Annotated in this window: 23 protein-coding genes; 11 read left to right on the forward strand and 12 right to left on the reverse strand. The window is 40.8% G+C overall.

All coding sequences use genetic code 11. The features are described from left to right. The first annotated feature begins 74 nt into the window (after positions 1–74). Complete coding sequence (locus ACED20_RS10510; protein ID WP_123851693.1) at positions 75–245, forward strand: lmo0937 family membrane protein; 171 nt, start codon at positions 75–77, stop codon at positions 243–245. A gap of 295 nt (positions 246–540) precedes the next feature. On the opposite strand, the gene ACED20_RS10515 is transcribed toward ACED20_RS10510, so the two are convergent. The 3 genes from ACED20_RS10515 to ACED20_RS10525 form a co-directional block, all read right to left on the reverse strand. Further along, on the reverse strand, positions 541–1,095 hold the full coding sequence (locus ACED20_RS10515) for an OmpH family outer membrane protein (RefSeq protein ID WP_294203476.1): 555 nt from the start codon (positions 1,093–1,095) through the stop codon (positions 541–543). Between the two features lie 267 nt (positions 1,096–1,362). Beyond that, positions 1,363–4,548 (reverse strand): TonB-dependent receptor, encoded by a 3,186-nt coding sequence (locus ACED20_RS10520; protein ID WP_294241653.1) that lies wholly within the window; start codon positions 4,546–4,548, stop codon positions 1,363–1,365. Between the two features lie 293 nt (positions 4,549–4,841). Continuing rightward, complete coding sequence (locus tag ACED20_RS10525) at positions 4,842–5,831, reverse strand: aldo/keto reductase (protein WP_294203473.1); 990 nt, start codon at positions 5,829–5,831, stop codon at positions 4,842–4,844. Positions 5,832–5,934: 103 nt separating this feature from the next. Here ACED20_RS10525 and ACED20_RS10530 point away from each other — a divergent pair, with 103 nt between their 5' ends. The 5 genes from ACED20_RS10530 to ACED20_RS10550 all read left to right on the forward strand — a co-directional run bounded on the left by ACED20_RS10530 (position 5,935) and on the right by ACED20_RS10550 (position 12,187). Continuing rightward, positions 5,935–6,789 (forward strand): helix-turn-helix domain-containing protein, encoded by an 855-nt coding sequence (locus ACED20_RS10530; RefSeq protein WP_345765693.1) that lies wholly within the window; start codon positions 5,935–5,937, stop codon positions 6,787–6,789. A gap of 74 nt (positions 6,790–6,863) precedes the next feature. After that, positions 6,864–8,069, forward strand: a complete 1,206-nt coding sequence (locus tag ACED20_RS10535; RefSeq protein ID WP_294230483.1) for an MFS transporter — start codon at positions 6,864–6,866, stop codon at positions 8,067–8,069. 150 nt (positions 8,070–8,219) lie between these two features. Next, positions 8,220–9,485, forward strand: a complete 1,266-nt coding sequence (locus ACED20_RS10540) for an NAD(P)/FAD-dependent oxidoreductase (protein ID WP_294241648.1) — start codon at positions 8,220–8,222, stop codon at positions 9,483–9,485. A gap of 78 nt (positions 9,486–9,563) precedes the next feature. Then, complete coding sequence (locus tag ACED20_RS10545; RefSeq protein ID WP_378104481.1) at positions 9,564–11,408, forward strand: chloride channel protein; 1,845 nt, start codon at positions 9,564–9,566, stop codon at positions 11,406–11,408. 329 nt (positions 11,409–11,737) lie between these two features. Beyond that, positions 11,738–12,187 carry a hypothetical protein gene (locus ACED20_RS10550; RefSeq protein ID WP_294241646.1) on the forward strand — a complete coding sequence of 150 codons (450 nt, stop codon included), beginning with the start codon at positions 11,738–11,740 and terminating at the stop codon, positions 12,185–12,187. 152 nt (positions 12,188–12,339) lie between these two features. Here the strand turns inward: ACED20_RS10550 and ACED20_RS10555 are convergent, their stop codons facing one another. Then, a complete protein-coding gene (locus ACED20_RS10555; protein ID WP_378104484.1) occupies positions 12,340–13,149 on the reverse strand; it encodes an anti-sigma factor domain-containing protein in 810 nt (269 codons plus the stop codon). A 1-nt stretch (position 13,150) separates the two neighbouring features. Next, positions 13,151–13,720 (reverse strand): RNA polymerase sigma factor, encoded by a 570-nt coding sequence (locus ACED20_RS10560; protein ID WP_294230474.1) that lies wholly within the window; start codon positions 13,718–13,720, stop codon positions 13,151–13,153. Between the two features lie 288 nt (positions 13,721–14,008). On the opposite strand from ACED20_RS10560, the gene ACED20_RS10565 reads away from it, so the two are divergent. The 4 genes from ACED20_RS10565 to ACED20_RS10580 all read left to right on the forward strand — a co-directional run bounded on the left by ACED20_RS10565 (position 14,009) and on the right by ACED20_RS10580 (position 16,625). Next, on the forward strand, positions 14,009–14,578 hold the full coding sequence (locus tag ACED20_RS10565; protein WP_294223896.1) for a fasciclin domain-containing protein: 570 nt from the start codon (positions 14,009–14,011) through the stop codon (positions 14,576–14,578). 89 nt (positions 14,579–14,667) lie between these two features. Further along, entirely contained in the window at positions 14,668–15,375 is a 708-nt protein-coding gene (locus ACED20_RS10570) for a ferritin-like domain-containing protein (RefSeq protein ID WP_345765685.1), read from the forward strand. Between the two features lie 24 nt (positions 15,376–15,399). Continuing rightward, positions 15,400–16,215: a ferritin-like domain-containing protein gene (locus ACED20_RS10575; protein WP_294200920.1), complete on the forward strand. Its 816-nt coding sequence runs from the start codon at positions 15,400–15,402 to the stop codon at positions 16,213–16,215. A 248-nt stretch (positions 16,216–16,463) separates the two neighbouring features. Further along, on the forward strand, positions 16,464–16,625 hold the full coding sequence (locus tag ACED20_RS10580; RefSeq protein ID WP_294200921.1) for a hypothetical protein: 162 nt from the start codon (positions 16,464–16,466) through the stop codon (positions 16,623–16,625). Between the two features lie 141 nt (positions 16,626–16,766). Here ACED20_RS10580 and ACED20_RS10585 read toward each other — a convergent pair whose 3' ends face one another. The 7 genes from ACED20_RS10585 to ACED20_RS10615 form a co-directional block, all read right to left on the reverse strand. Beyond that, positions 16,767–17,474: a DUF421 domain-containing protein gene (locus ACED20_RS10585; protein WP_294322471.1), complete on the reverse strand. Its 708-nt coding sequence runs from the start codon at positions 17,472–17,474 to the stop codon at positions 16,767–16,769. 130 nt (positions 17,475–17,604) lie between these two features. Continuing rightward, complete coding sequence (locus ACED20_RS10590; RefSeq protein ID WP_345765684.1) at positions 17,605–18,201, reverse strand: GNAT family protein; 597 nt, start codon at positions 18,199–18,201, stop codon at positions 17,605–17,607. Next, positions 18,176–19,456, reverse strand: a complete 1,281-nt coding sequence (bioA, locus tag ACED20_RS10595; protein WP_378104490.1) for an adenosylmethionine--8-amino-7-oxononanoate transaminase — start codon at positions 19,454–19,456, stop codon at positions 18,176–18,178. The genes ACED20_RS10590 and bioA overlap by 26 nt, the downstream gene beginning before the upstream one ends. A gap of 382 nt (positions 19,457–19,838) precedes the next feature. Continuing rightward, on the reverse strand, positions 19,839–20,828 hold the full coding sequence (gene bioB, locus ACED20_RS10600; protein ID WP_294200925.1) for a biotin synthase BioB: 990 nt from the start codon (positions 20,826–20,828) through the stop codon (positions 19,839–19,841). After that, a complete protein-coding gene (gene bioD / locus ACED20_RS10605) occupies positions 20,818–21,465 on the reverse strand; it encodes a dethiobiotin synthase (protein WP_378104493.1) in 648 nt (215 codons plus the stop codon). Before bioD ends, bioB begins: the two co-directional genes overlap by 11 nt. A gap of 36 nt (positions 21,466–21,501) precedes the next feature. Next, entirely contained in the window at positions 21,502–22,608 is a 1,107-nt protein-coding gene (locus tag ACED20_RS10610; protein WP_294230052.1) for a pyridoxal phosphate-dependent aminotransferase family protein, read from the reverse strand. Next, complete coding sequence (locus tag ACED20_RS10615) at positions 22,601–23,224, reverse strand: hypothetical protein (RefSeq protein ID WP_294223862.1); 624 nt, start codon at positions 23,222–23,224, stop codon at positions 22,601–22,603. Before ACED20_RS10615 ends, ACED20_RS10610 begins: the two co-directional genes overlap by 8 nt. A gap of 67 nt (positions 23,225–23,291) precedes the next feature. On the opposite strand from ACED20_RS10615, the gene ACED20_RS10620 reads away from it, so the two are divergent. Then, complete coding sequence (locus ACED20_RS10620; protein ID WP_294317933.1) at positions 23,292–24,773, forward strand: PLP-dependent aminotransferase family protein; 1,482 nt, start codon at positions 23,292–23,294, stop codon at positions 24,771–24,773. The last annotated feature ends 99 nt before the right edge of the window (positions 24,774–24,872 follow it).

Consider the following 24,872-nt stretch of genomic DNA (forward strand, 5'->3'; position numbering starts at 1 on the left):
ATGTTTTAACGAATTTTTAAAAAAAAGGCACAGTATGTGTATAGCATAAATCAAATCACTTAAAATTTTTAGTTATGAGAAGTATATTATGGTTAGTTGCAGTTATCTGTATAGTCGTGTGGCTTTTAGGAATGTTGGGCATCGTACCTGGAATGGATACGGGATATTTAGTACACATCTTGCTTGTAATCGCCATCATTGTTGTGCTGTATAACCTTATTTCAGGCAGAAGGCCCCTGGATTAGATTAAGATAGAAATTGAATAAAAAAGCTGGAGACTCCGTTTCCAGCTTTTTTATTATGAATCATCTCATAATTTTCACACCAAAAGTTATGAAGGAATCTTTTCGGGCGATTCTCTAATACTACGTTTAGATTCCTACGGGATAGACAAGCAAGATGTTGAAACTCTTAAATATTGAGTATTACATGATGCAGTCTCATAAAATATGCGCAGATCTGTGGTTAATTAAAATATATACTCATCAGACTGACAATTTCCAGTATATCAAAGAAAATCTGTAAATCTGTGGGAGAAAATTACTTTTTACCAGCAGTTGCTCCAAGTTTTGCTTTTACTGCCGGAGTAATGTCTTCACCTCCATCCATATAAGCGATATTGCTTCCCTGCGAACTTGCTACGTCAAATACATAAGCCAGTCCTTTTTCTTTTGCTACTACGGAAATTGTAGAAGCTACCTTCTGCTGGATCGGAGTAAATAATTCAGTCTGTTTTTTGCTGATGTCCTGCGCAGCTTTCGTTCTTGCCGCTTCAATATCTTTTCCTAACGTCTGAAGCTCGGTCTGTGCAGCTGTTAATTCTTTAATTACTGTTTCCTTATTGGCTTCGCTGATGGTTTTTTCCTTATCCTGAGCAGCTTTAAGCTTCGTCTGATAAGTAGTGATCATCTTTTCGATATCTCCCTGTTTGGTTTTGGTGAAGGTATCCAAAGATGCTTCCGCCGTTTTGGCTTCCGGAAGGTTATTGAAAACATCGTCGGAATTTACATGTCCTATTTTCTGTTGTGCACTTACAAAATTGGAAGTCAGGAAAAGTCCTGCGGCTAAAGAAAACGTTGTGATTAACTTTTTCATCTTATTATTTTTTTATTTTTCGTTATAAAAGTCAGCAAATATAATAAATATAACTACATACTTAGTTGTAAAGGGAAAGATGTTTGCTTTTTTGTGTGAATTACTATAAGTCCACTATAAAGATGGCTGTGAATTTCAATAGAAGTATGCAAAGTTATTCCCAGCCAATCGAAAGAAATGTATGTATGCAGTGAAGATAAAAGGAAGCCCGGAATTTTCCGGGCTTCCAAGAAAGAATTAGTAAGTCTATTTATCTGAAAAAGAAAATTAGAAATTATATCGGATGCCAAGCTGTCCCTGGAATCTTGAAGCAAACTGATCGATCGTATAGGGCAATCCCGGTGTTTTGAAATTGTATACCGGATCTCCTGCAGAAGGCTGCCCTGCCGCAACGTTTCCTACTTTCGTTAAGCCTACACTTGCTGTTGAATTAAAGGTATTCGGTACGAAATAGACTTTCCCCCAGTCCTTGTTCAGCAAATTCGTCAGGTTGATGATGCTGAATGAAATCTGCAGGCTGTTTTTGGATTTCTCACTCAATCGGATTTCGTCCATGATCCTGAAGTCCGCCTGGATATTCCACGGAGTGAAATCGCCGTTTCTCTCGGTAAACTTCCCTCTTCTGCTGTTCAGGTAGTCGTTGCCGCTGATGAATTTTTCATAATCTGCAACCTGCTGTGCTGCCGTAACCAGGATATTTCCTGAAGCATCTTTTATCGGAGCGATATACTTGGCTGCTTCGGTAGCGTCTTTAAAGATATATGCCAGACCTGCCGCCTGCCCGCTGTTGGCAATCGTACTGTTTACAAATCCCCATGAGAAAGGGTTTCCGGATTGTGCATTGAAATACACATTTGCTGAAAGCCTGTTCGACTGGGAAAGCGGTACGGAATATCCCAGGTTCGCTACGATTCTGTTTTTGATGGCAAAATTGGAGGTCGAAAGCTTCGGATCATTCGGGGTTAACGATTGGTTCATCTGCCAGTTGCTTTCCATAGAGTTTCTGATTCCGTTCGTAATGTCTTTGGCATCACCATAGGTATAAGCTACGAAGAAATTCAATCCGAAATTATATGCTTTGGAAAGCTGGGCCGTCAGGTTGTAACGGTATCCTTCTTTCGTATTGGAAAGCATATAGGCGTTGGAGAAATTACTGTTGATGTTGGTCGTGTAAATCGGCATCTCGTGGTTCGTATCATAGCTGAAATACGTTACGTTATCCGTCTTGTTTACCTGCTGGAACTTCAGATCATACAATACTTTAGTATAAATTCCTTCCAGGGTAAATTTATATCCGGATAAGGTATAGTCGAAAGCCAGTGAGCTTCTCCATACACGCGGCATTTTGAAATTGTTATCGATTAAATCCACCTGTACTTTGGAGGAATTCTGCCATTTCGGAAAATTTCCGCTTACCAGAGGATCTCCGTTGGCTGCCAGCTGTGCAGCAGTTGGTGCATTATAGTCGTAGCTTCCGAATCCTACCCCGTCGTTATAATAAGCATATCCCAGCCATGCAAAAGGAATTCTTCCTACGAATATCCCCGATCCTCCTCTCATAATTAATGAGCGGTCCTGTGTCAGGTCTAGATTAAAGCCCAATCTTGGGGAAATGGTCGGCTTGTTAAGATAATTGTTGGTCAGCTGGCTCAGAGGAGTATAGGTGTACGTGCTTCCGTAATAAGGATCTGCAGGAGAACCTGTTACTTTCGGGCTTAATACCGGCTTGTTCGGAAGATCCGTATAATCTACCCTCACGCCTGGTGTCAGTCTCAGCCTGCCCCAGTTGATTTCGTCCTGAAAATAAGCTGACAGAAGATTTACCTTATACTGTGCGTAAGGATTGTCAAATAAATCCTGTCGGTCTGCTCCTGTTAAAGAATACGTCCCTCTTATCCTGGCCGGGTTTGAGTTGTAAAAGTCATTTAAACTCTTATATGAAATCCTTCCGTTAAGTGCATTTACAAAACCGTAATTGATGTTGTACAGCTCGTTATGGGTTCCCAATAAGAATGTGTGATGCCCTGTTTTATAGGTCAGGTTATCTGTAATCTCAAATGTTTTCTGCCTCATATTGAACACCGTAGCTTCCCTGTCGTTTCCGAGAAGAATGGTTCCGCCGTTGTAAGCGATTTCCACCTGCGGGAACATGGCATTTTGGGAAGTCGGATCCCTGTAATCGTGGATCGATGAATAACCCAGCACCAAATTGTTATTCAATCTGTCATTGAAACGGCTTTTAAGCTCGAGGGTTGTGGTAGAAGATGTATTTTTCTGAATGAAATCCATGCTGGAGAAACGGAAATTCGCACCGTCCCTTTCCAGGTTGGAGGCATGTGAGAATACCGTATTGTTTTTAATGGATAGAGTATGTTTATCATTAATTTTCCAGTCTAGTTTATTGAAAAGTTTGGAGCTCTCGGAGAAGTTGGTGTACTGGTCATAACTTCCGGCATTGAAACCGTATTTACTTCTCACGAAGTCTGAAATCTGCTGAGCTACGGTACCGCTTACCAGTGATCCCTGGTCGCCGGCGTTATAGAAAACAGGATCCGTTCTTTTCGTATATTCCATATTGGTGAACAGGAAAAGTTTATCTTTGATCACAGGGAGTCCTACTCTTCCGCCATAAATATAATCTCCGAAAGAATTCGGCATCCTGGAATTGTCACCTACCCTGTTTTTACCGGTAATTGAAGCGTTTCTTCCATAGAAATACATTGATCCTTCCACATTATTGCTTCCGCTTCGGGTAACGGCATTGATGCTTCCGCCCAGGAAATTCCCTAATTTTACATCATAAGGAGCGATATAGACCTGCACGTCCTGAATGGCATCCAGACTGATGGAATTGGAACGCGTGCTGCTTCCCGGCATTCCCGAAGTTCCGGTCTGTCCGCCTAAAGAAGGGCTGAATCCAATCGCGTCATTGTTAATAGAACCGTCAATGGTAACGTTATTATAACGGAAATTTGTTCCGTTGAAGGAGTTATTGGCACTTTGGGGAACGAGCTTCGTAACATCCTGAATTCCTCTGTTGATATTTGGCAATCCTGAAATCTGTGCCTGGCTGATTCCTACGCCGAATTTGGCGGCCGTTGTTCTCTTGGAAGTCAGCTTTACTTCATCAATCATTTTCTCTTTGCTGCCAAGCTCTACCACCGGAAGGTCGTTATTTCCAAGTGAAAGCTGTACATTATTGCTGGAATATACTACTTTTGCTCCATCGGTAACTTCAATGGTATAAGGCCCGCCAGGCTGCAGGTTATCTAAGCTGAACTGACCGTTTTTATTGGTCTTGGTTTCAAAACTGCTGTTGGTCGGAACGTGGGTGATTTTGATGGTCATTTCCGAAGTGGTTCCTTTTAACCTTCCGAAAATTTTAGAGCTGGTTTCCTGCGAAAACGCCAGGCTGAAAGATAATAATGCGACTGCACAAATTATTTTTTTCATTTTTTTTATACTTCAAAATTGTATGGCAAAATTATTCAGAAGTATATTTCTTCCCGTTAACATACGGATAACATTACATAACAAAATATTTAACTGTTTCTTAAAAAAAAATTAAAAAGCTTTATTTGGATATACGATTTATTTTACTTTTACTGTCGGAATTATTCAAAAATCCAGTAATGACAGGCCTTTCAGGATTTAAGTTTAATTTAAGCTTTTTTTAACTCTAAATTTAAATCTTTAAACACAAAAACCTCCCGGCCGGGAGGTTTAGAAAAATATGTTTTTCATGTTTAGTTAGGAACCTGTGCTTTTTCATAAATCAACCCTTCGGATTTAAGTTCTTTCCAGAAGTCTGAAGGGATATTTTCTTTCCAGGCCTTTACATTATCTTCCACCTGCTCCGGCTTGCTGGCTCCGGGGATAATTGATACAAATTCATCAGCTGCCAATACAAACTGAAGGGCTGCATGGGTAATGGTTGTCCCGTATCTTTTGGCAATTTCAGCGATCTTTTCCCGCTTTTCCTTCATTCCTTTAGGGATTACGTCCTTATAATTATACCGTGGCCTTCCGTTAATGAATCCTGAATTATACCCGGCTCCGGAAACCAGCTTTACCCCGGCTTTCTTCACGGCGGGTAACAGCCTGTCTACAGCTTCTTCATGTTCCAGAATGGAATACTGTGTGGCCGAAAGACAGATATCAGGATCAGCAGATTCAAGGCAGTCTAAAATCGGTTCTATTTTATTGACTCCCATTCCCCAGGCTTTGATTACGCCCTGATCACGCAGTTCCGATAAGACTTTAAAAGCTCCCGCCCTGGCCTGTTTCAGGAAATACGGATACCTGTCTCCAACCTGATCTTCGGAAAGATCATGTACATATACAATATCGATATGGCTTAGTCTTGTCCTTTCCAGGCTTTCTTCGATGGATCTTTTGATGGCATCTGCGGTATAATTATGTTCAAAATCGAAGGGTAAAGGATCCTGCCACATTGTCGGAGGAACTTCATCTTCCGGGACTTCTACAAACAGCCGCCCTACTTTTGTCGACAGTACAAATTCATCACGGTTTTGCCCGTGCAGGAAATTCCCGAACCGTCTTTCACTTTTTGTGAGGCCATACCACGGCGAGGTATCGTAATAGCGGATTCCAAGATCCCATGCCTTCTGTAAAACTTCATAAGATTGTCCGTCTGTAAGCGCTTCAAAAGCAGTACCGATCGCTACTCCGCCTATACCCAGCTGATGCTTTTCCGTTAAAATGTCTGATTTCATTATATTGTTATTTAAGATTTGGTGCTGTGAAGGGTACAAATATTATGCAGACTTTATTTTTAAAACCACTATAATTTTTAATTTTACCCTAATTTAATACAATATGGCAAAAACAGAGATACTTCTTCATAAAGACGAAATCGGATCTGCCGGCATTGAGATTGCTGCCATTGATAAGCATAATCAAAAAGGTCAGGTCATACATCGTGACGATCATTTCATGCTTATTATTCAGAAAAAAGGAACTTTTGTGTGGGAACTGGACTTTACGGAAATGATTCTATCCGGAGCTTCCATCAGCTATGTTGCGGAAGGACAGGTTCACAGGTATCTGAATTTTGAAAATTCCGAAGGCTGGTTTGTATTTATCGAAAGGGCGTTGATTGCAAAGCCATATCTGGAAATATTAAATGCAGGTCTTCACTCTTACCAGTCCGTTTCTGTTGACCGTGACAATGAAATATTTCAGTTCGTATCTGTTTTTGAAGCTGTGCTGAAAGATCGGACGGAAGTTTTCAGGAATTTAATCATTCATTCGTTTGCAGATGGTCTGCTCGGTTTATTTGTCAGGAATTTAATTGCGGACCAGGAATTTAAAAACCCGGTAAACGGGCAAAAATACAGAACTGTCATTGAATTTAAATGCTTGGTGCAAAATCATTATAAAGAACTGAAACAAGTAAAAGCATATGCTCTTCTGCTCCACATTACACCGTTATACCTCAATGAAAAGGTGAAAGAAATAACAGGATTCACTGCGAGCTATTGGATTCAACAGGAAATTATCCTGGAAGCCCGACGTCTTTTATACTATACGGACCTTGATGTTAAACAAATTGCGTACAGGCTGGGCTATGATGATTATGCCTATTTCTGCAGATTTTTTAAAAAAAGTACAGGAAATACTGCTTCGCAATTTAGGAACATAAACCATTATTTGTCTAATAATAACAGTTAATTCGCTATCGTTACGTTCCTTTCGCAGAACTACTTTTGTTACCGTAAACTTTTAATAAGTAAAAACGGTTGACAATGAAAAATACAAAATCTTTTACACCAGATCACAGAGATATCACAAAGCAAAGAACTACCGTACAGGTTCTTGTTCCGATTGTACTTTCGGTTTTTGCAATGTACTTGACAATGGGGATTGCGCTGGGTTCACTCCCCGGATTTATTAAAAATGATTTAAAATCCGGAAATTTTATAATAGGTACCGTTATCGGCCTTCAGTCGCTTTCTACTTTACTCACAAGAGCGTATGCAGGAAAGATCACCGATACTTCAGGCGCCAATACCAGTAACCGCTACGGTGTTTTTATCGTTCTGGCGGCCGGGATGATGTATATTCTTGCAGTTTCTGCTGCTAAAATTACTTTTCTTGCATTAGGGCTGCTTTTGATTGCACGCATTATTCATGGGATTGCCGAAAGTATGCTGGTCACGGGTTCTCTTACCTGGGGAATCAGCCTCCTGGGTTTTCAGCATTCAGGAAAGGTAATGACCTGGAACGGGATTGCCATGTATGCAGGCATAGCACTGGGCGCACCTTTAAGCTTATGGATGAACGCGCAGGCAGGGATCATGGTATCGTTCAGCGTGATTATTTTTCTGGCTGGCGTAAGTTGGATTTCTACCGTTACATTGCCGGCCGTTCCGGTAGATCCGTCATTCGTGCGGGTTCCTTTTTATAAAATAACCGGAAAAGTTTCGGATCAGGGCCTGGCGTTGGCGTTTTCATCCATGGGGTTTGCATGTATTGCTTCTTTTATTGCACTTCTTTTCGAAGAGAAAAGCTGGAACCACTCCTCTCTGGGCTTCTTCTGTTTCGGAGGTTTTTATATTCTTACCCGCCTTCTTTTTTCATCGTATCCAGATAAATTCGGAGGATATAAAGTGGCTTTGGTCTCCTTTATCATTGAAATTGTTGGACAATTGTGTATCGGATTTTCAGTTTCCGGATGGATGGCTATTGTGGGCTGTGCACTTACGGGTATTGGATTTTCTCTGGTTTTTCCGGCCCTGGGAGTTTTAGCGATCCGGAAAATAGCTCCTCAGATGCGAGGAACCGCTTTGGGAGCTTACTCCGCATTTTTTGATCTGTCTTTAGGATTGGCCGGCCCTGTAGCAGGATTAATAGCGGGCTGGCTCAGTTATCAGTCGGTTTATATTTTCGGTGCATTTAGCTGTTCTTCTGCCATCCTGATCTTAATTAAAACAAAAAGCAGAAATCCATAATTTTTCAGTAGATAAATTAAAAAGGATGAACCGGTGGCTCATTCTTTTTTTTGTATATCCGGAAGCTTAATTAATTTGTATAATTGCACCCAGCATCATCCTTTGGCGTTATTCTTGAAGCTTGTTCAGCACCACCACAAATCATTTGATATGAAAAAGCACATCGTTATTGTAGGCGGAGGTTTTGCCGGCATCAACCTGATAAAATCCCTGGTGAATGACAAACGATTCAGAATTACATTGGTCGATAAGAATAATTACCATTTTTTTCCGCCGCTGATCTATCAGGTTGCGACCTCATTTATCGAAGCATCCAACATCAGCTATCCTTTCCGGAAAATGATTTCAAAATATAAAAATGTAAATTTCCACATGGGAAGCCTTGTGAATGTGGATCATGAACATCATTCAATTGAAACGGACAACGGTATTCTTCAGTATGATTATCTTGTTTTGGCATTGGGTACGGAAACCAATTATTTTGGAATGGAGAACGTTAAAAAATGTTCCCTGTCAATGAAAACGATCGATGAAGCATTGTACCTGCGGAATTATATGCTGCTGACACTGGAAGAGGCTGCCCGGAACAAAGACATCAAAAAAGCCCAGAAATTACAGAATATCGTCATCGCCGGCGGGGGACCGACGGGGGTGGAGCTTGCAGGGATGATTGCCGAAATGGGCAGCTATATCGCTGAAAAAGAGTATCCTGAAATTAAGCTCAGCCTTTCCAATATTTACCTGATCGATGCCCTTCCAGCTTTGCTTTCACCCATGAGTAAGACCGCTCAGGAAGCAGCGCACGAAAGATTGACGAAACTTGGAGTAAAAATCATATTAAATGTAGCCGTAAAAGATTACGTAGATCAACAAGTAATCTTAGCCGACGGAAGAAGTATTGAAACCGAAACCCTGATTTGGACTTCCGGTGTTATCGGGCGCGAAGTACCTGGAATTCCGGCAGAAAGTTTGGGAAAAGGAAGAAGAATTCTTGTGGACGCTTACAATAAGGTACAGGGCACGAAAAATATTTATGCGTTGGGAGACATAGCCTTGCAGTTTACCGATAAAAACTTCCCAAAAGGACATCCGCAACTGGCGCAGGTAGCCATTCAGCATGCTGTGAATCTGGGGAAAAACCTGAAGAGACTAGAAGATGATAAAGTCCTGGTTCCTTTTTCTTATAACAACAAAGGAAGCATGGCAATTATTTCAAAATTCAATGCGGTAGTCGATCTTCCGAAGTTTTCCTATAAAGGATTTATTGCCTGGCTTACTTGGCTTTTTATTCATATCATCCCACTCATTACTTTCAGGAGCAAAGCCCGTCTGGCTTTCAACTGGTTAAGGCTTTTCATTACCAATAATCCTTCGATAAGGCTCATTTTACGGCCGAAAAAAGACACTGGACAGTAGGAACAATTTTATATTTCCTGATATATTTCATAAATTTACGGAACCGCAGCAATTCGGTTGCGGCTAAATTTCCCGAGAGTGAATATTCATAATAAAAAAAAGTTTCTGAGCTTTCTGAAGTTTAAAAGAGACTTTCAGAAGTACGGCCTTGAAAAAGCACGCAGTTACGAAATTATCCTTCACTGGCTGAACAATAGGCTCAGCCGGAACCAGTTTCTCGTCCTTTCCGGAATTCTGGTGGGTTGTTCTGCCGGACTGGCAGGAGTTGTACTGAAGACATTAGTCCATAATATCCATCATTTTATAACGACTGAGGTTCATTTTGAATACCAGATTCTTTTCTATGTAGTTTTTCCCTTTCTGGGAATTGTCCTTACAACGATGATTGTCCTGACGATATTTAAAGGGCAGGACCGGAAAGGGATCGGGGCTATTCTTTACGAAATAGCACAGAACTCAAGTATTGTTTCCTCTGTAAAAATGTATTCTCAGATCGTGCAGAGTGCTGTTACGGTTGGATTAGGAGGTTCTGCCGGACTGGAAAGCCCGATTGCCGTAACGGGTGCAGCCATCGGATCCAATTTTGCGCAAACGTACCGTCTAAGCTATAAAGAACGCACTTTACTGCTCGCTGCCGGGGCTACGGCAGGGATTGCTTCTGCCTTTAATGCACCGATTGCCGGAATCATGTTTGCCTTTGAAATTCTTCTTACGGGCGTGGTTTTTACAGATTTCATTCCTTTGGTTGTAGCAGCCGTTTGCGGAAGTCTTTTGTCGAGGATTCTTCTTCAGGAAGATGTACTGTTCAGGTTTTATACAAGAGAAGCATTCAATTATAAAAATGTTCCGTATTACCTGATCCTGGGAATTGTTACCGGACTTTATGCTCGATATTTTGTGATCATATCGAAAAAAGTGGAGCATTTTATTAAGGGACTGAAAATGTCACGGCTACGAAAAGCCATGTTTGGAGGAGCCGTTCTTTCTTTACTTTGTGTGCTTTTTCCTCCTTTGTTCGGAGAAGGTTACGATACGGTGAAAGCTTTTACCAATGGCAATACACATTATATTATTGAGAACAGTTTCTTCAGGTATTTTGAGATTAAAAATTTTACCATCATTATTTTCCTGATCCTTGTTCTATTGTTAAAAGCTTTTGCCACTTCCTTTACCATTTTCAGTGGCGGGAATGGCGGAAATTTCGCACCTTCCCTTTTTGCCGGCGGAACGGTAGGGTATTTATTTGCCATTGTCTGCCAGCAGATCGGTTTTACGGATGTTCCCGTAACCAATCTGGTGCTCGTTGGGATGGCCGGAGCGATGAGTGGTGTGATGTATGCCCCGTTAACAGCTATTTTCCTGATTGCCGAATCAAGCTTCGGATACGACCTTTTCATTCCTCTGATGATCGTCTCGATTATATCATACCTGATTGCCAAATGGTTCTCCCCTATTTCCCCAGAACTAAAATCACTTGCCGATCAGGGTAAAATTTTCACCAACAAGCACGACAAGAATTTATTGTTTTCATTAAGAACGGAAGATTTTATCGACCGCTATTCCCAATCCATCAACGAAAACGCACCAATTACGGAACTGTTTGAACTCGTGAAAAACGGGAATAAAAATATATTTGCCGTAATAAACAATGATAAGGTGTTGCGCGGAATTTTAACATTGGATGATATCCGCCCATATCTGTTTACAAACGCAGAAATCTCAGCAAATATAAGCCAGATAATGAAAACGCCGCCTGCAGTGGTGCACCCCGAAAACCAGCCGTTGGAAATCCTGCAGTCTTTCGATGATACCGGAGCCTGGCATCTTCCGGTAGTGGATTCTAAGAATGTATTTATCGGGTTTATTTCCAAATCGACGATCCTGATGAGCTACCGGCAGCTGCTGAAAGAGTACTCGGAATAATTTTTTAGAAAATATCACATATAAAATCCGCCCAGAATTTTTCCGGGCGGATTTTTCTTGATGAAATAATTGAAACTTTTGACTGCGAACTGAAGCTCTGGGCATTTAAATCCATATTAATATATTGGTTAAAAAGGTAGATTACAGAAATTCAGAAACAAATAATTAGTGTAAATCCGATATATTTCAGAAAAGAAGATAATGGTGAAAACTTAATGCTATCAAATTTTATATTACTCCCTTTTTCAATATTTCATCTTTAAAATCATTTATGAGGTAATATTTAAAAGAAAATGCCGAATATTATATTTAATTCTTAAATTTGGCCAATGCGAAAGAATTTTTATCTCATCATTTTATCATGTTCTCTTATAAGCTGTTATACCTATCAGGTTAAGAAACCTGCTGATCCGGCTGTTGATAATAAGCAAGAGTCCAAAAATAATTCAGCCGGGAAAGTGAAAAATCAGGCTTCTGAATCCCAGAATATGAACGCCCAGCCGCCGGTTCCGGTAAATGTTCAGCAGAAACTGGCTCCTAATAAAAATTTTAAGATCGATGTTGACGGTAGATCATATAAGATCATTGTTGACCGCTGGGAAAGAGATAGTCTTATCGCCCACCCTGTTCACAATCCAAAAGGGGTTCTGAAATTCCACAAGAACCAGATCAATGCAGAGAGGATCGCCGAAAAGCGTTTTTCGCAGCCCATTGCCGATATTATTACGATTGCTGTGTATGCAGGTGCCGGGGTCGGAATCTGGTACCTTCTCCGATGATCTGAGCTTTCGTAAATTCACCTATTATCACTTACAGTGAAACCAAACTTTTAAATGCAGTTCAAAAAATTCTTATATCCAGAGACTTAACACATTCAATAAAAAATACCGGCTCAAAAGCCGGTATTCATATTTGGTATAATAATTTCAAATTAGATTTCTCCCATCACATACATATTTTCCATCGTTGGAACCGGACTTCCGCCCTGCTTTTCCAGGGTAATGGCAAAGGCCTGTGCTTTCGGGATGTTGGCAAGAGCAATCTTACTATCTTTTTCTTCGGTATACATTCCTGCATCTACCGGTTTTCCATCGGCAATCGCCCAAAGTTGGTACTGCATACCTTCCGGAGCTTTCGGCAGTTTTTCCGCATCCAGATAGACCGCTTTGGTTTTGGTATCCCAAAATACCATCGCATTAGAGTCAGCGTGTTTTTCCACACCTTTCAGCATTACCATTTTCATATCCGGATTGGTTACCATTTCCATCTTCTGATTTATTTTCTGCATGGCAAAATCCTGGGATTTTTTTTCAGCCTGCATTCCCGCAATTACTTTTTTCGTCCGGGCCTGTTCATTCATCCAGAAAATATTTCCGGCAATGCTGATCAGGAACAGAACAGAAGCGGCAACGGCGTAAGTTTTCCAGTTGCTGTTTCCCTGAATCCTGATTTCCTCCTGTGGCTTTGCTGCAGGAATATCCACGGCAAATACAGTTTGTTTCTCTCCAGCAGCCTGTTCCTGCTGTATCGTATTCCAGATTTTTGATTTCAAATCCGTTGGAGGCGTCACAGCCTCTGCTGTAGCGAGATCTTCCAAAGTTTTCTGTGCTTCCTCGAAAGCGGCTCTTACTTCAGCATTGTTCTTCATGACACACTCCAAAATCCCAGCCTCTTCTGGAGAAGCAAGACCTAGAACATAGAATTCTATAATTCCGGATGATATGTACTCTTTAGTATTCAATTTATTGATAATCTTTTAGCAAATCTTTTAATTTCATCAGCGCATTCCGCATCTTGGTTTTTACCGTTCCCAGGGGTATCTTCAGTTTTTCGGATATCTCATGCTGAGTATAACCCTGATAATACGCGAGATTGATAAGTTCCTGCTTGTCAGTTTCCAGATTTTCCAACACTTTACTAAATCCGATAAAATCAGATGAATCATTCGTTGTTGAAAGTTCTGCAGAATCATATACGAAATCGGGAAGCGATTGGTTTTTTAATTCGTTTTGAAAACTCTTAGATTTTAAGTAATCGATCGCTGTGTTCCGTGCAATATTGATCATCCAGGTATAAAACCTGCCTTTGGTCGCATCATATTGGCTAATAGAATTCCAGATTTTAACGAAAACATCCTGAATAATTTCTTCAGTATATTCTCTGGACTGAACAATTCGGAGAATAACCCCATACAACGCACCGGAATAGTTATCATACAGATGATGAAAACCGGTTTCGTTTCTATCTTTTAGTAAAACGATGAGCTGCTCTTCCGAATAGTTTGTTTTAATAGTGGATATTTTTGTTTTCAAATGTAATAAAATAAAACAGATATTAAACAATTTTAAAGCCATATTGTTCAATATTTTGAAAAATTCTAAAATCATTTAAAAAAAATTCAGACAAAATGCCCATTTAATATAAAAATATTAATAAAGAAAATAAATCCTCATGCTAATGTGAAAAATAATTGTCTGATAATCAATTATTTGAATTCGACTTGTGTTTTTTTTTATTTTTTTTAAATCTGAAATGAAACCGCTCTCGTAAATGACATCAGAACACAGTCAAATACAACATTGAACTTAAAAATCAAAAAAATGAACACAAGATCAAAAATCACAGCTTTAGGAATGGTAATCCTCTCTTTCGCATTCAGCGGAACGGTAACAGCTCAGCAAATGAAAGAAAAAACGGTAATGGTAGGTGGTGCTCCGATGTATCCTTCTAAAAACATTATTCAAAATGCGGTAAACTCCAAAGATCATAAAACACTGGTAGCGGCTGTAAAGGCAGCAGGATTAGTTGAAACATTACAGGGGGCAGGACCCTTTACGGTATTTGCTCCAACGGATGCGGCCTTTGCAAAATTACCAAAAGGAACTGTTGATAATCTGGTAAAGCCTGAAAATAAGGAAATGCTTACTAAAATCTTAACATATCATGTTCTTCCGGGAAGATACAGCGCAAAGCAGATCTGGGCTGAAGTAAAGGCAGGGAACGGTAAAGCTATGATGAAAACGGTGGAAGGTGAAGATTTGACTTTCTGGGCAAAAGGTAAAAATCTCTATGTAAGAGATATGAAAGGAAATGACGCAAGAGTTACGATTGCTGATGTAAATCAGTCCAATGGTGTTATTCATGTAATAGATACGGTGTTGATGCCGTAATGGTTTCTTAGTTTTTAAACAGCATAAATTTTTTATGCTGTTTTTATTTCTCTCTTATAATAATATAAACGCTTAAATAAAATAATATTATGAAAAAAACGATCCACGTGTCTAACCAGGGAGCAACCCTGGATACAGGCAGAAGAAATTTTTTGAAGCTGAGCGGTATAGGCCTTGCTATGGCCGGCCTTACCTTAATCGGTTGTGAAGACAAGGAATTCGAATTCGTAGACGTAAATGTTTTCGATCTTGGAAAAGGAGACGTAGGGGTACTGAACTACGCTTATGCATTGGAGCAGCTGGAAGCTGATTTTTACACTAAAGTGGTTAACAATTTCTACTCCGGGATTTCAAGTGCCGAGAAAGAGATCTTTACCGACCTGTACCATCACGAAGTAATTCACAGGGATTTCTTCAAAGCAGCCATCAGCGGAGCAACTTCCAATGTACTGCCAACACTTGAGTTCCAGTATCCTAATGTTAACTTTAACGACAGAAACTCTGTTCTTGCAACGGCTAAAGCCCTGGAAGATACCGGAGTTGCTGCTTATAACGGTGCCGGAAAATACATCACCAATGCCGATTATCTGGTTATTGCAGGAAAAATCGTTTCCGTTGAAGCGAGACATGCTTCAGCAATCAGAAACCTTATTAATCCGGGAACGGCAGCGTTTTCAGGAGATGATGTGATCGATGCCAACGGGCTGGATCTTGCAAAAGAGCCGAAAGATATCGTATCGGTAGCAGGAGGATTTATCAAAACACCTTTCACTTGGAAAGAACAGGGAATCGGTTAATTATTCACTTCAAAAAATTACATTATGAACATTCTTAAATTACTAGATAAGCTTTCTGACGATAAATTTTTCACAACAGAAACCTCAAGATTAGAAACCCTAACCAATATTTCATCATTCGGTAAAAAAGCAGCGGTGGCTGCACTTCCGCTTGGTCTCGGAGCATTAATGAGTACACCTGCCAAGGCGGAAACCGTAAACAATCAGAAAAATGCCACTTTTTTGAAAAGTACACTGACTGATGCTTTACAATTGGCTTTGGTCCTGGAATATCTTGAAGATGAATATTACAGAATAGGATTGAACACTGCAGGATTAATCCCAAGTTCGGATAGAACGGTTTTCACACAAATCTCAAAACATGAGTCTGCCCACGTAACATTCCTGAAAAATACACTTACTTCTTTAGGAACAACGCCTGGAGCCAAGCCTACTTTCGATTTTACGGCAAAAGGAAACTTTACGCCTTTTACGAGCTACAGCCAGTTTCTGATTCTTGCCCAGGCATTTGAAGACACTGGAGTAAGAGCATACAAAGGGCAGGCAGGAAATGTGATGTCTAATAAAACCGTATTGCAGGCTGCTTTACAAATCCACTCCGTAGAGGCGAGACATGCTTCACAGGTAAGGAGGATGAGAGCAAATAAAGGCTGGATCGAATTGGCTAACGGAGGTAATATGCCTTCCGCAACCAATCCCGTATATGCCGGAGAAGATAATGTGAACCAGGCCGGTTTCAATACAAGTACTTCGTTTGGCGCAGCAGCAGGTTCTGCAGCATACGACGAAATTTTAAGTGGTAGTGATGCTCAGACAATTGCAGGATTGTTTATTGTCTGATCAGTCCTTAATTTTAGCTGTTATCCCTTTCTGAATTCAGAAAGGGATTTTTTATTTGATAGATTGTAAATGTTACTGGATTTCAATCTACTAAGCCTAAAAATAAGGAATCAATAAATTGTGTTAATTAACCGATCATACCGTCGAGTTTATTTTATTTTTTTATAACGAAAGCCAGTTAATGAACAGGACCACAATCCATTCTGAAAAAAATGGAGTTATGGTTTGAATTTTGATATAAAAATACTATGAAAACAAAGAAATTCTGGTCTGATTTTTTCAAAAAGAAATCAGCAGGAAGCGGAAATTCCGCAAAAATAAAAGATGGTGCAAAGGCACTGACAGTGGGTATTGTAGCATTATTGGCCCTTGGGCTTTTTACCACTTCCCAAAGGCTGAATGCAGGATAGTGAAAACAGATAAAATATTTTAAAAATATATATCAATCTATTCTTGTGATGTTAATATTTTTATTATATTTGTATATCGAAATAATTTTTTTTCATCATTTGTGTTTTTTTAGGCTCCTATTCGTAGGAGCCTTTTTTATTTTAGGTAACTCTTCGTTTATTACTGGACGGTACCCATTTCTTTTTTCCGCACTTTCCACATGATCCCGCCTCTCCTTTCTGCTTCTCTTCAGTATGTCCGCAGAAGGTGCATGAATAATATCCCATTTTGTGGATTTCGTTCAATGGATCATCCAGAGAACCCGGCATTGTCGGGAGTCCGTATTTCACTTTTTCATCTTCATAAAAAAACACGCTGATTTCCCCTGAACTTTCTTCAATCGCTTTTTCAACCTGGCCCAAGTGGGAAACACCATTTAATCTAAGCTCTGCAAAAAACTCATCGCTGCCAAGATTTTCTTTCTTAAAATTCTCAATGGAAAATTCACCGTCGTCGATCAGGCAGATGCATTTGCCTTCAATCATTTCCTCAAATTTTTTATTTTTTGCAATTAAATAAGTAATTACTGTATACAGGATGATAATAACTGCAAATACAATGATAGATGAAACAATACCAACTTCTTTATAGAACATCGGGTCTCCGGCTGCAGAGCCTAAACCGATAATTACGACAAGTTCGAAAATGGAGAGCTGCTTCACTCCTCTTTTCCCTAATACCCTGAGACCGATGATAATGGTAATGAACATGATAACGGTACGGAGAACGATTTCAAGAATGAAAGGCCATTCTTCCTGGCCCATCAACAGTTCTTTCCAGCTGAATTCTTGGAGAAATACAGATAACATAGTAGTTGTTTAGTTTGCGGACGTCAAAAAATACGCCAAGAAGGCAAATTGTTTAACTCACCAATGAGGTTATCGGAAAAGCTTACGGTATGCAGTCTAAAAAAACCCGCCTTAGCTGAAACGGTTTTCCTTATTTTTCCATCCATTCTTCGCGGAGAACGGCATAAATGACGTCATCTACCCACCGGTTCTTCCAGAACAGGCTTTTCACAAAATGACCCTCTTTGCGGAGCCCTACCCGTTCCATCAGCCGGATGGAATCAAGATTGTCAGGGTCAACGGATGCCATAATCCGATGCTTTTCGAAATCGGTAAACAACAAACTGATTATTCCTTTCAGTGCTTCGGCAGCGAAACCTTTTCCCTGGAAATTTTTGTTCAAGGTAATTGCAAGCTCAGCCTGCAGGTTTTCGTTTCCGAAAAAATGAATTCCGATATCGCCGATGACTTCCTTCGTTTCTTTATCGGTGATCAGGATCTGGTACCAGCTTTCCGGCTGGTTGAATTCTTTATGATTCCTCAGTATAAAGTTTTCCACTTCTTTAAGGCTTGTCGGAATCCAGCTCTGGAATGTATTGGCTTCTGCATCAGAACGGTAGTCAAAAATAGCCGGGGCATCTTCGATGGTCATATCCCGCAGCAATAATCTTTCCGTATAAACTTGCATCATCATCGTATATTTTCCTACAAAAATAGAATTATTATGATTGTAAGACTTCCAATTCATCAAGAACTTCCATGATATTGCGGTAAACAACATCGAGTTCTTCGGAAGTGATGCAATAGGGCGGAACCAGGTATAGAACGTTCCCCAAAGGACGCATGATGATTCCTCTTTCCAAAAATTTCCGGTAAGCGGCTTTTCCGGTTTCGTTAAAATAAGAAGTGCGGGTGTTATTTTTTATTTCCCACGCCAGAATGGTTCCGGTTTGTCTTACGTGTTCAACCTTCGGATGCTGCATCAGCTCTTCTGAAAAACTTTGATGTTTCTTACAAATAAGATCAATAGCACACAACGTTTCCTTTTTCAGCAGAAGTTCCATACTCGCCAGTGCAGCCGCACAGGCCAAAGGATTTGCCGTAAAAGAATGCCCGTGGAACAGGGTTTTATAACGGTCCTCCGAAAGAAAAGCTTCAAAAATCCGGTTGGAAGCGGTTGTGATTCCCATCGGCATGGTTCCTCCGGTCAGCCCTTTGGAAAAGCACATAATGTCCGGTTGTTCTTCCAGATAATCAGCTGCAAACAGTTTTCCCGTTCTGCCGAAACCGGTAAATACCTCATCCTGGATCATTAAAATGCCATTTGCCCTGCATAATCGCATCAGCTCCGATAAATCTTCCGACGCATGCATCAGCATTCCCGCTGCTCCCTGGACCAAAGGCTCATAAATAAAACAGGCCAGTTCTTCCGAATGTTTCTGAATGATTGATTTTAATTCATTAATATTCTCAGAAGTCGGCGGATCGATAAAAATAACTTCAAAGAGCATTTCGCAGAAAGGCTGTGTCCAGGCACTCCGGCCGCTTACAGACATCGCCCCGAAAGTATCGCCGTGATAAGCATGTTTAAAAGCTAATATCTTTGTTTTCTGTTTACCCATATTATAAGCAAACTGGATGCACATTTTCAGCGCCACTTCCACTGCGGTCGAACCGTTATCAGAATAAAAAACCTTCTTCTGGTTCTCAGGCAAAAGCTTAAGAAGATTTTCGGAAAGCCGTACCGCCGGCTCATGTGTGAAACCGGCAAAAATCACCTGTTCCAGGGTGTGAAGCTGTTCGGAAACCTTCTGGGCAATATAAGGATGCGCATGGCCGTGAAGCGTCACCCACCAGGAAGACACAGCATCGATGTATTGTTTTCCCGCATCATCAAAAAGGTAAATTCCTTTTCCTTTTACAATAGCAATGGCATCTTCGGCGGTTTTCATCTGGGTATACGGATGCCAGTTGACGGCGCGGTCACGTTGAGAGAGATTCATGTGTTGGATAGTTTTAGATTTGTGGGTTAGTTTGAACATCAGTTTAATGATTTGATCGTGGTAAATGATGGGTCAATTGTGAATTTAGTTGATGGTATCAACAATGTTTTTTGATATAAACTTTAGCGAGAATAAATGAATGGTCAACTGTGAATAGTGAATTCTAAGAGCCGTTTAATCTGTAATTTTTAATTAAAAATCCAAACGATAAATCGTTAGGTTTGAATTAAAATAATAAATGAATAACTCTGGCCGCTTCAAAATTGCAACTGTTCAACGATCTACTAAAATTGACCATTCACTATTGACATTGTAGCTACAGCTAAGCCAACCAAAGTTCATTACAGAACAACCATTGAAATAAACCTCAAAATTTGACCATTTACAATTCACAATTCACCTTTGTCCGCCCCATAGGCTTCAACCCCAACGTCTGCAGCAGCTGAAGGTCTTCCGAAACACCCGGATTCGGGGTGACCAAAAGAGTTTCCCTTTCCCCGGTAAAAATGGAATTGGCACCGGCCATAAAGCACCAGCCCTGCTCAAATTCCGTCATTTCAATCCTTCCTGCGCTAAGGCGGACCATGGAAGAAGGCATAATGATCCTCGCGGTGGCAATCATCCGTACCATTTCCCAGGTATTTGTTTTTTCATTGTCTTCAAGCGGTGTTCCCGCCACCCTTGCCAGTGCATTGATCGGAACGGATTCCGGATGTTTCGGCATGGTAGATAAGGTTAAAAGCATGGAGATACGGTCGTTGTGCGTCTCTCCCAAACCGATAATTCCTCCCGAGCAAACGGTGATCCCGGCTTTCCGGACGTTATTGATCGTGTTGATCCGGTTATCGAAAGTCCGGGTAGAAATAATCTCTTCATAATACTGCTCTGAAGTATCCAGGTTGTGATTATAGGCATATAAACCCGCTTCCTGAAGCCGTACCGCCTGTTCTTCCGTCAGCATTCCTAATGTACAGCAGACTTCCATGCCGAGCTCATTCACACCTTTCACCATATCAATCACCCGGTCGAAATCCCGGTTGTTTCGGACTTCCCTCCAGGCGGCGGCCATACAGAAACGGGAAGATCCGCTTTCTCTGGCTTTTTTGGCATGTTCGATTACCTGTTCGGTTGGTAATAAAGCCTGAACTTTAATGTTGGTATGATAACGCGCGGCCTGTCCACAGTAAGAGCAGTCTTCCGGGCAGCCTCCTGTTTTAATGGAAAGCAGTGTGGACATCTGGATTTCTTCCGGATTATGCCATTTACGGTGAACGGTAGCGGCTTTGTAGATCAGCTCCAAAAGCGGGAGGTTATAGATCTTCTCAACTTCTTCTTTAGTCCAGTCGGTTCGTAATGCAGTTTTATCGGTCATAAATTTTTAATGTTTTTGTTATAATTTCTATGTTTTCCCCGGTTACTTCTTCCAGGTCGGGAATTCTTATGATTTCGGTTCCGGGCGGAATATTTTTGCAGATTATACTTTCCGTATCTACTGGGAAACTTCCGTTGAGAATGATATACCGAAGCCTGATATTTTTCGATTGTAAAGCCATCATCGATAACAAAGTATGATTGATACAGCCCAGGTAATTCCTTACGACCAGAACGGCCGGAATATTCAGTTTGGCGATCAGATCAATGATATATTCTTTATCATTTAAGGGAACCATCAGTCCTCCGGCTCCTTCTATGATGAGATTGTTTTCAGTTTCGGGAAGGTGGATTGTATTTAAATCAATGGTAATTCCCTCTTCTCTTGCCGACTGGTGAGGAGAAGCTGCCAGTGCAAAGCGATAAGTTTCCGGATGGCAAACAGTATTTTCACCTGCCCAGATTTTTATCTTCATCGAATCGGAAAAATCCAGGTCTCCGGATTGAGCCGGCTTCCAGTAATCTGCCCGGAAATATTTTGTGAGTACCGCAGAACAAATGGTTTTCCCGATCTCCGTACCGATTCCGGTGATAAAGAGTGTTTTTTGCTCAGGATTTTCCAGATAATCTATATTCATTTGATTTTAAATTATTTAAAGATGAGATATTAATTTCTACATAAATTCTTTAATGATTCCTGCCAGCATTTTAATTTCCTCTTCCGTATTGAAACTATGCAGGCAGATCCGCAGGCGTTCCGTGTGTTCTTTTACGGTAGGACTGAAAACCGCATAGGTAAGGAAACCGTTGCTTGATAGAATATCATGTAATGCTTTTAATCGTTTGTTGTCAGGAATTACAATAGCCTGGATCGGACTGTTCTTAGCAGAAGGACTTTGCAGCTGCTCGTCACGGAATATTTGAATATTATATTGAAGAATATCTGACAGTTCCTTGTTGCTTTTGAGGAAATGATAACCTTTACTGATGCTCATCCACAAAAAATCATGGGCGGAAGTCGTATAGATAAAGGGTGACGCAAAATTTACAAGATAAGATTTTATCAGGTTATCTGTCAGCACTGCGGCTCCTTGAGTTCCCAAAGCTTTTCCATACGTAACGACCGTTGCCAAAACACGATCCTGCAGTTGGAAGCGATCAACCAAACCATATCCGAATATCCCAAAAGCATGGGCTTCATCCACAATTAATCCGGCATTATATTTTTCGGCTATCTCAGTGATTTCTTTAATCGGAGCTATATCTCCATCCATCGAATACAGGCTTTCTGTCGCAATATAGCAGGTTCCGGTCTGTCTTCTTAAAATCTCTTCCAGGTTATCATAATCATTATGTCTGAATTTCAGTTTTTTAGCATTCGACATTTTACAGCCATCATGAACCGAACGGTGAATCTGTTCGTCCACAATAATCGTATCATGACGCGTCGGCAGCGCAGAAAACAGAGCGAGATTGGCATTGTAACCGGACGGAAAAAGAAGTGCCGATTCGTATCCGTGTTCCTTCGCAATAAATTCTTCAGCTTCTGTAACGGTATTGCTGTTTCCGCTGATGAGCCGTGATCCCGTACTGCCTGTCAACAGTTCCGGATTTTCTGTAATACTTTTCAGCAGGAGTTTCTGAAAATCTTTATTTCCGGACAAACCCAAATAGTCGTTGGAATAAAAATCGGTCCCCTGTTGTTTAGATTTTAAGACTCTTAATGATCCGTTGTCTTCCCTCTTTGCTAAAGCTCTCTGAAAGTATGAATGGCTAAACATAATCAGGCTGCATAACCTCTTGCGAAACGGCCATGATCCATTGTTGATGAAGTGCCTGTTCCATATCAAGAATAATCTCAGCATGAATCTTCCAGTCTTCTGAAAATCCGTCCAGCTGATGAACCATTTCTTCCAGGTGGCCCTCCTCTTCCAGAATAATCGATTTGACCATAATTTTGGAAGAATATTTTGTTAAAACCTCCTGATAAACCGGATATAATTCATCCGCCCGCACTTCAATAGCGTAGGTGACGAAAAGGTAGGCCGCATATTTCAGCTTTTCTCCGGACAATCCGAAATGCTTCTGAAGGTAACGGCAGGTTTTCATATCCAGTGAATGAAGGTAATGCCTCGTTGCCGTCGAAGCAAGCAGTTCATTACAGATATAGGTTTTACAGATCTCGGGATCTATTTTTAAGATCTGCTTTTTCAGATAATAAGCATGGCGGTGTTCTTCAGCAGCATGTTTCAGCTGGACCAAACTGACTTCCGAAGAATGTTCACAGGCAGAGATTTTCCTTGCACCCGCATTTTCCATAAATGAAAGGGTATTGAGCCATTTCGCATGCGCCACATCATCCGGTACGATTTTTTCAAGAAGAAGATGTAATTCCATTCTGATTTTTGTTTTGGTTCAAAAGTAGTATATTGCCGGATGGTTGTATGGTGCCAGTTTTAAGATTATGGATAGTCCGGTTGAAATTCCTTACCAGAGTTTTATTAAAATTGATAGAAATTCTGAGGTTTCTATATATTTACAAATAGCGAATCAGTTGATCAATGCAATTCAGCGTGGTTTTTTACCTTTCGGGACCAAGCTTCCCGGAACCCGCAGCCTGAGCATGATTTTAAATATTCACCGCAATACGGCTGTTTCAGTATATGACGAACTTCTTGAACAGGGCTGGATAGAAAGCTTTCCCAACAAAGGAACTTTTGTGATCGGAAAAACCCAGGATCAGACTCTGGAAATTAAAGTTTTCGAGAAACAACATCTTGAAAATTATCCTAAACAGACCGGTTTTTCTTTTAAAACCACCAATATTTTAGATAATCCTTTTGAGCAGTCGCATTGTGAATACATTTTCAACGACGGTATTCCCGATATCCGTTTGACGCAGGTCGATCAGTATTCCCGGATCTACAGTTCCATCCTAAAAAGAAAAGCCCACAAGATCGGGCAGTACAATCAGGACGGAAGCGAATTTTTCAAGCAGCACCTTTCAAAATATTTAAACCTTTCGAGAGGGCTTCCGATTTCCAAAAACAACCTGCTGATCACCCGAAGCACGGAAATGAGCATTTATATTGTTTCCAGAATCCTTCTGTCGGAAGGAGATACGGTTCTGGTAGGCGCCCTCAGCTACTTTTCCGTCAATATGATCTTTCAGAAAGCAGGTGTAAAAATAGAGTCGGTACCGATCGATCATGAAGGCATCAATGTAGAAGAAGTAAGGAAGGTCTGCAGGCAAAAAAAAATAAGAATGCTTTACCTTACCCCGCATCACCATTATCCTACCACCGTTACTTTGAATGCACAGCGGCGGCTTGAGCTTTTACAGCTGGCGGAGGAATTCGGGTTTGTCATCCTGGAAGACGATTATGATTATGAATTTCATTACGATAAAAGCCCGATTCTTCCGCTCGCCAGTGCCGACACGAACGGTATGGTGGTTTACATCGGCTCCTTCGGGAAATCTTTGGCTCCCGGATTCCGTACCGGATTTATTGTCGCTCCTGAAAACCTGATGGCCGAAATGCGAAAATACCTCGGAATTATCGACCGGCAGGGAGACATCCTGATGGAACATGTACTTGGGGAACTGATTGCCGAAGGGGAAATCAACCGTTACCTAAAGAAGTCATTAAAAGTCTATAAGGAAAGAAGGGATTATTTTTCACTGCTGCTTCAGGAAAGTCTGGGGGATTTTATGCGGTTTGAAAAGCCTTCCGGCGGCCTGGCCCTCTGGCTGGAATGGCAGGTTCCGGTGAATCTTATGCAGCTGGCTAAAAACTGTGCCAGGAACAACCTGTTTATTCCCAAAACGCTCCTGTATCAGAATAAGCATCTTTCCGCGATGCGGCTGGGTTTTGGCAACCTGAATAAGGAAGAGATGGAAAAATCCGTAGAGATTTTATCGGAAATGGTAAAAACGATGATCTGAGGATCAGCTAAAAATCAGCTGCATAAAGAATTAAATAATATGAATTCGATAATATTTAATATTTTCAGCGGCTTAACATATAAAAAGCGGAATATGGAT

The sequence above is a fragment of the Chryseobacterium sp. sg2396 genome, from assembly GCF_042610505.1.
Classification (GTDB): Bacteria; Bacteroidota; Bacteroidia; order Flavobacteriales; family Weeksellaceae; genus Chryseobacterium.

Excerpts from the sequence above, each read along its gene's own strand:
- ACED20_RS10510 (WP_123851693.1), top strand. The coding sequence starts at position 75 with ATGAGAAGTATATTATGGTTAGTTGCAGTTATCTGTATAGTCGTGTGG.
- ACED20_RS10515 (WP_294203476.1), bottom strand. The coding sequence starts at position 1,095 with ATGAAAAAGTTAATCACAACGTTTTCTTTAGCCGCAGGACTTTTCCTG.
- ACED20_RS10520 (WP_294241653.1), bottom strand. The coding sequence starts at position 4,548 with ATGAAAAAAATAATTTGTGCAGTCGCATTATTATCTTTCAGCCTGGCG.
- ACED20_RS10525 (WP_294203473.1), bottom strand. The coding sequence starts at position 5,831 with ATGAAATCAGACATTTTAACGGAAAAGCATCAGCTGGGTATAGGCGGA.
- ACED20_RS10530 (WP_345765693.1), top strand. The coding sequence starts at position 5,935 with ATGGCAAAAACAGAGATACTTCTTCATAAAGACGAAATCGGATCTGCC.
- ACED20_RS10535 (WP_294230483.1), top strand. The coding sequence starts at position 6,864 with ATGAAAAATACAAAATCTTTTACACCAGATCACAGAGATATCACAAAG.
- ACED20_RS10540 (WP_294241648.1), top strand. The coding sequence starts at position 8,220 with ATGAAAAAGCACATCGTTATTGTAGGCGGAGGTTTTGCCGGCATCAAC.
- ACED20_RS10550 (WP_294241646.1), top strand. The coding sequence starts at position 11,738 with ATGCGAAAGAATTTTTATCTCATCATTTTATCATGTTCTCTTATAAGC.
- ACED20_RS10565 (WP_294223896.1), top strand. The coding sequence starts at position 14,009 with ATGAACACAAGATCAAAAATCACAGCTTTAGGAATGGTAATCCTCTCT.
- ACED20_RS10570 (WP_345765685.1), top strand. The coding sequence starts at position 14,668 with ATGAAAAAAACGATCCACGTGTCTAACCAGGGAGCAACCCTGGATACA.
- ACED20_RS10575 (WP_294200920.1), top strand. The coding sequence starts at position 15,400 with ATGAACATTCTTAAATTACTAGATAAGCTTTCTGACGATAAATTTTTC.
- ACED20_RS10580 (WP_294200921.1), top strand. The coding sequence starts at position 16,464 with ATGAAAACAAAGAAATTCTGGTCTGATTTTTTCAAAAAGAAATCAGCA.
- ACED20_RS10585 (WP_294322471.1), bottom strand. The coding sequence starts at position 17,474 with ATGTTATCTGTATTTCTCCAAGAATTCAGCTGGAAAGAACTGTTGATG.
- ACED20_RS10590 (WP_345765684.1), bottom strand. The coding sequence starts at position 18,201 with ATGAATTGGAAGTCTTACAATCATAATAATTCTATTTTTGTAGGAAAA.
- bioA (WP_378104490.1), bottom strand. The coding sequence starts at position 19,456 with ATGAATCTCTCTCAACGTGACCGCGCCGTCAACTGGCATCCGTATACC.
- bioB (WP_294200925.1), bottom strand. The coding sequence starts at position 20,828 with ATGACCGATAAAACTGCATTACGAACCGACTGGACTAAAGAAGAAGTT.
- bioD (WP_378104493.1), bottom strand. The coding sequence starts at position 21,465 with ATGAATATAGATTATCTGGAAAATCCTGAGCAAAAAACACTCTTTATC.
- ACED20_RS10610 (WP_294230052.1), bottom strand. The coding sequence starts at position 22,608 with ATGTTTAGCCATTCATACTTTCAGAGAGCTTTAGCAAAGAGGGAAGAC.
- ACED20_RS10615 (WP_294223862.1), bottom strand. The coding sequence starts at position 23,224 with ATGGAATTACATCTTCTTCTTGAAAAAATCGTACCGGATGATGTGGCG.
- ACED20_RS10620 (WP_294317933.1), top strand. The coding sequence starts at position 23,292 with ATGGATAGTCCGGTTGAAATTCCTTACCAGAGTTTTATTAAAATTGAT.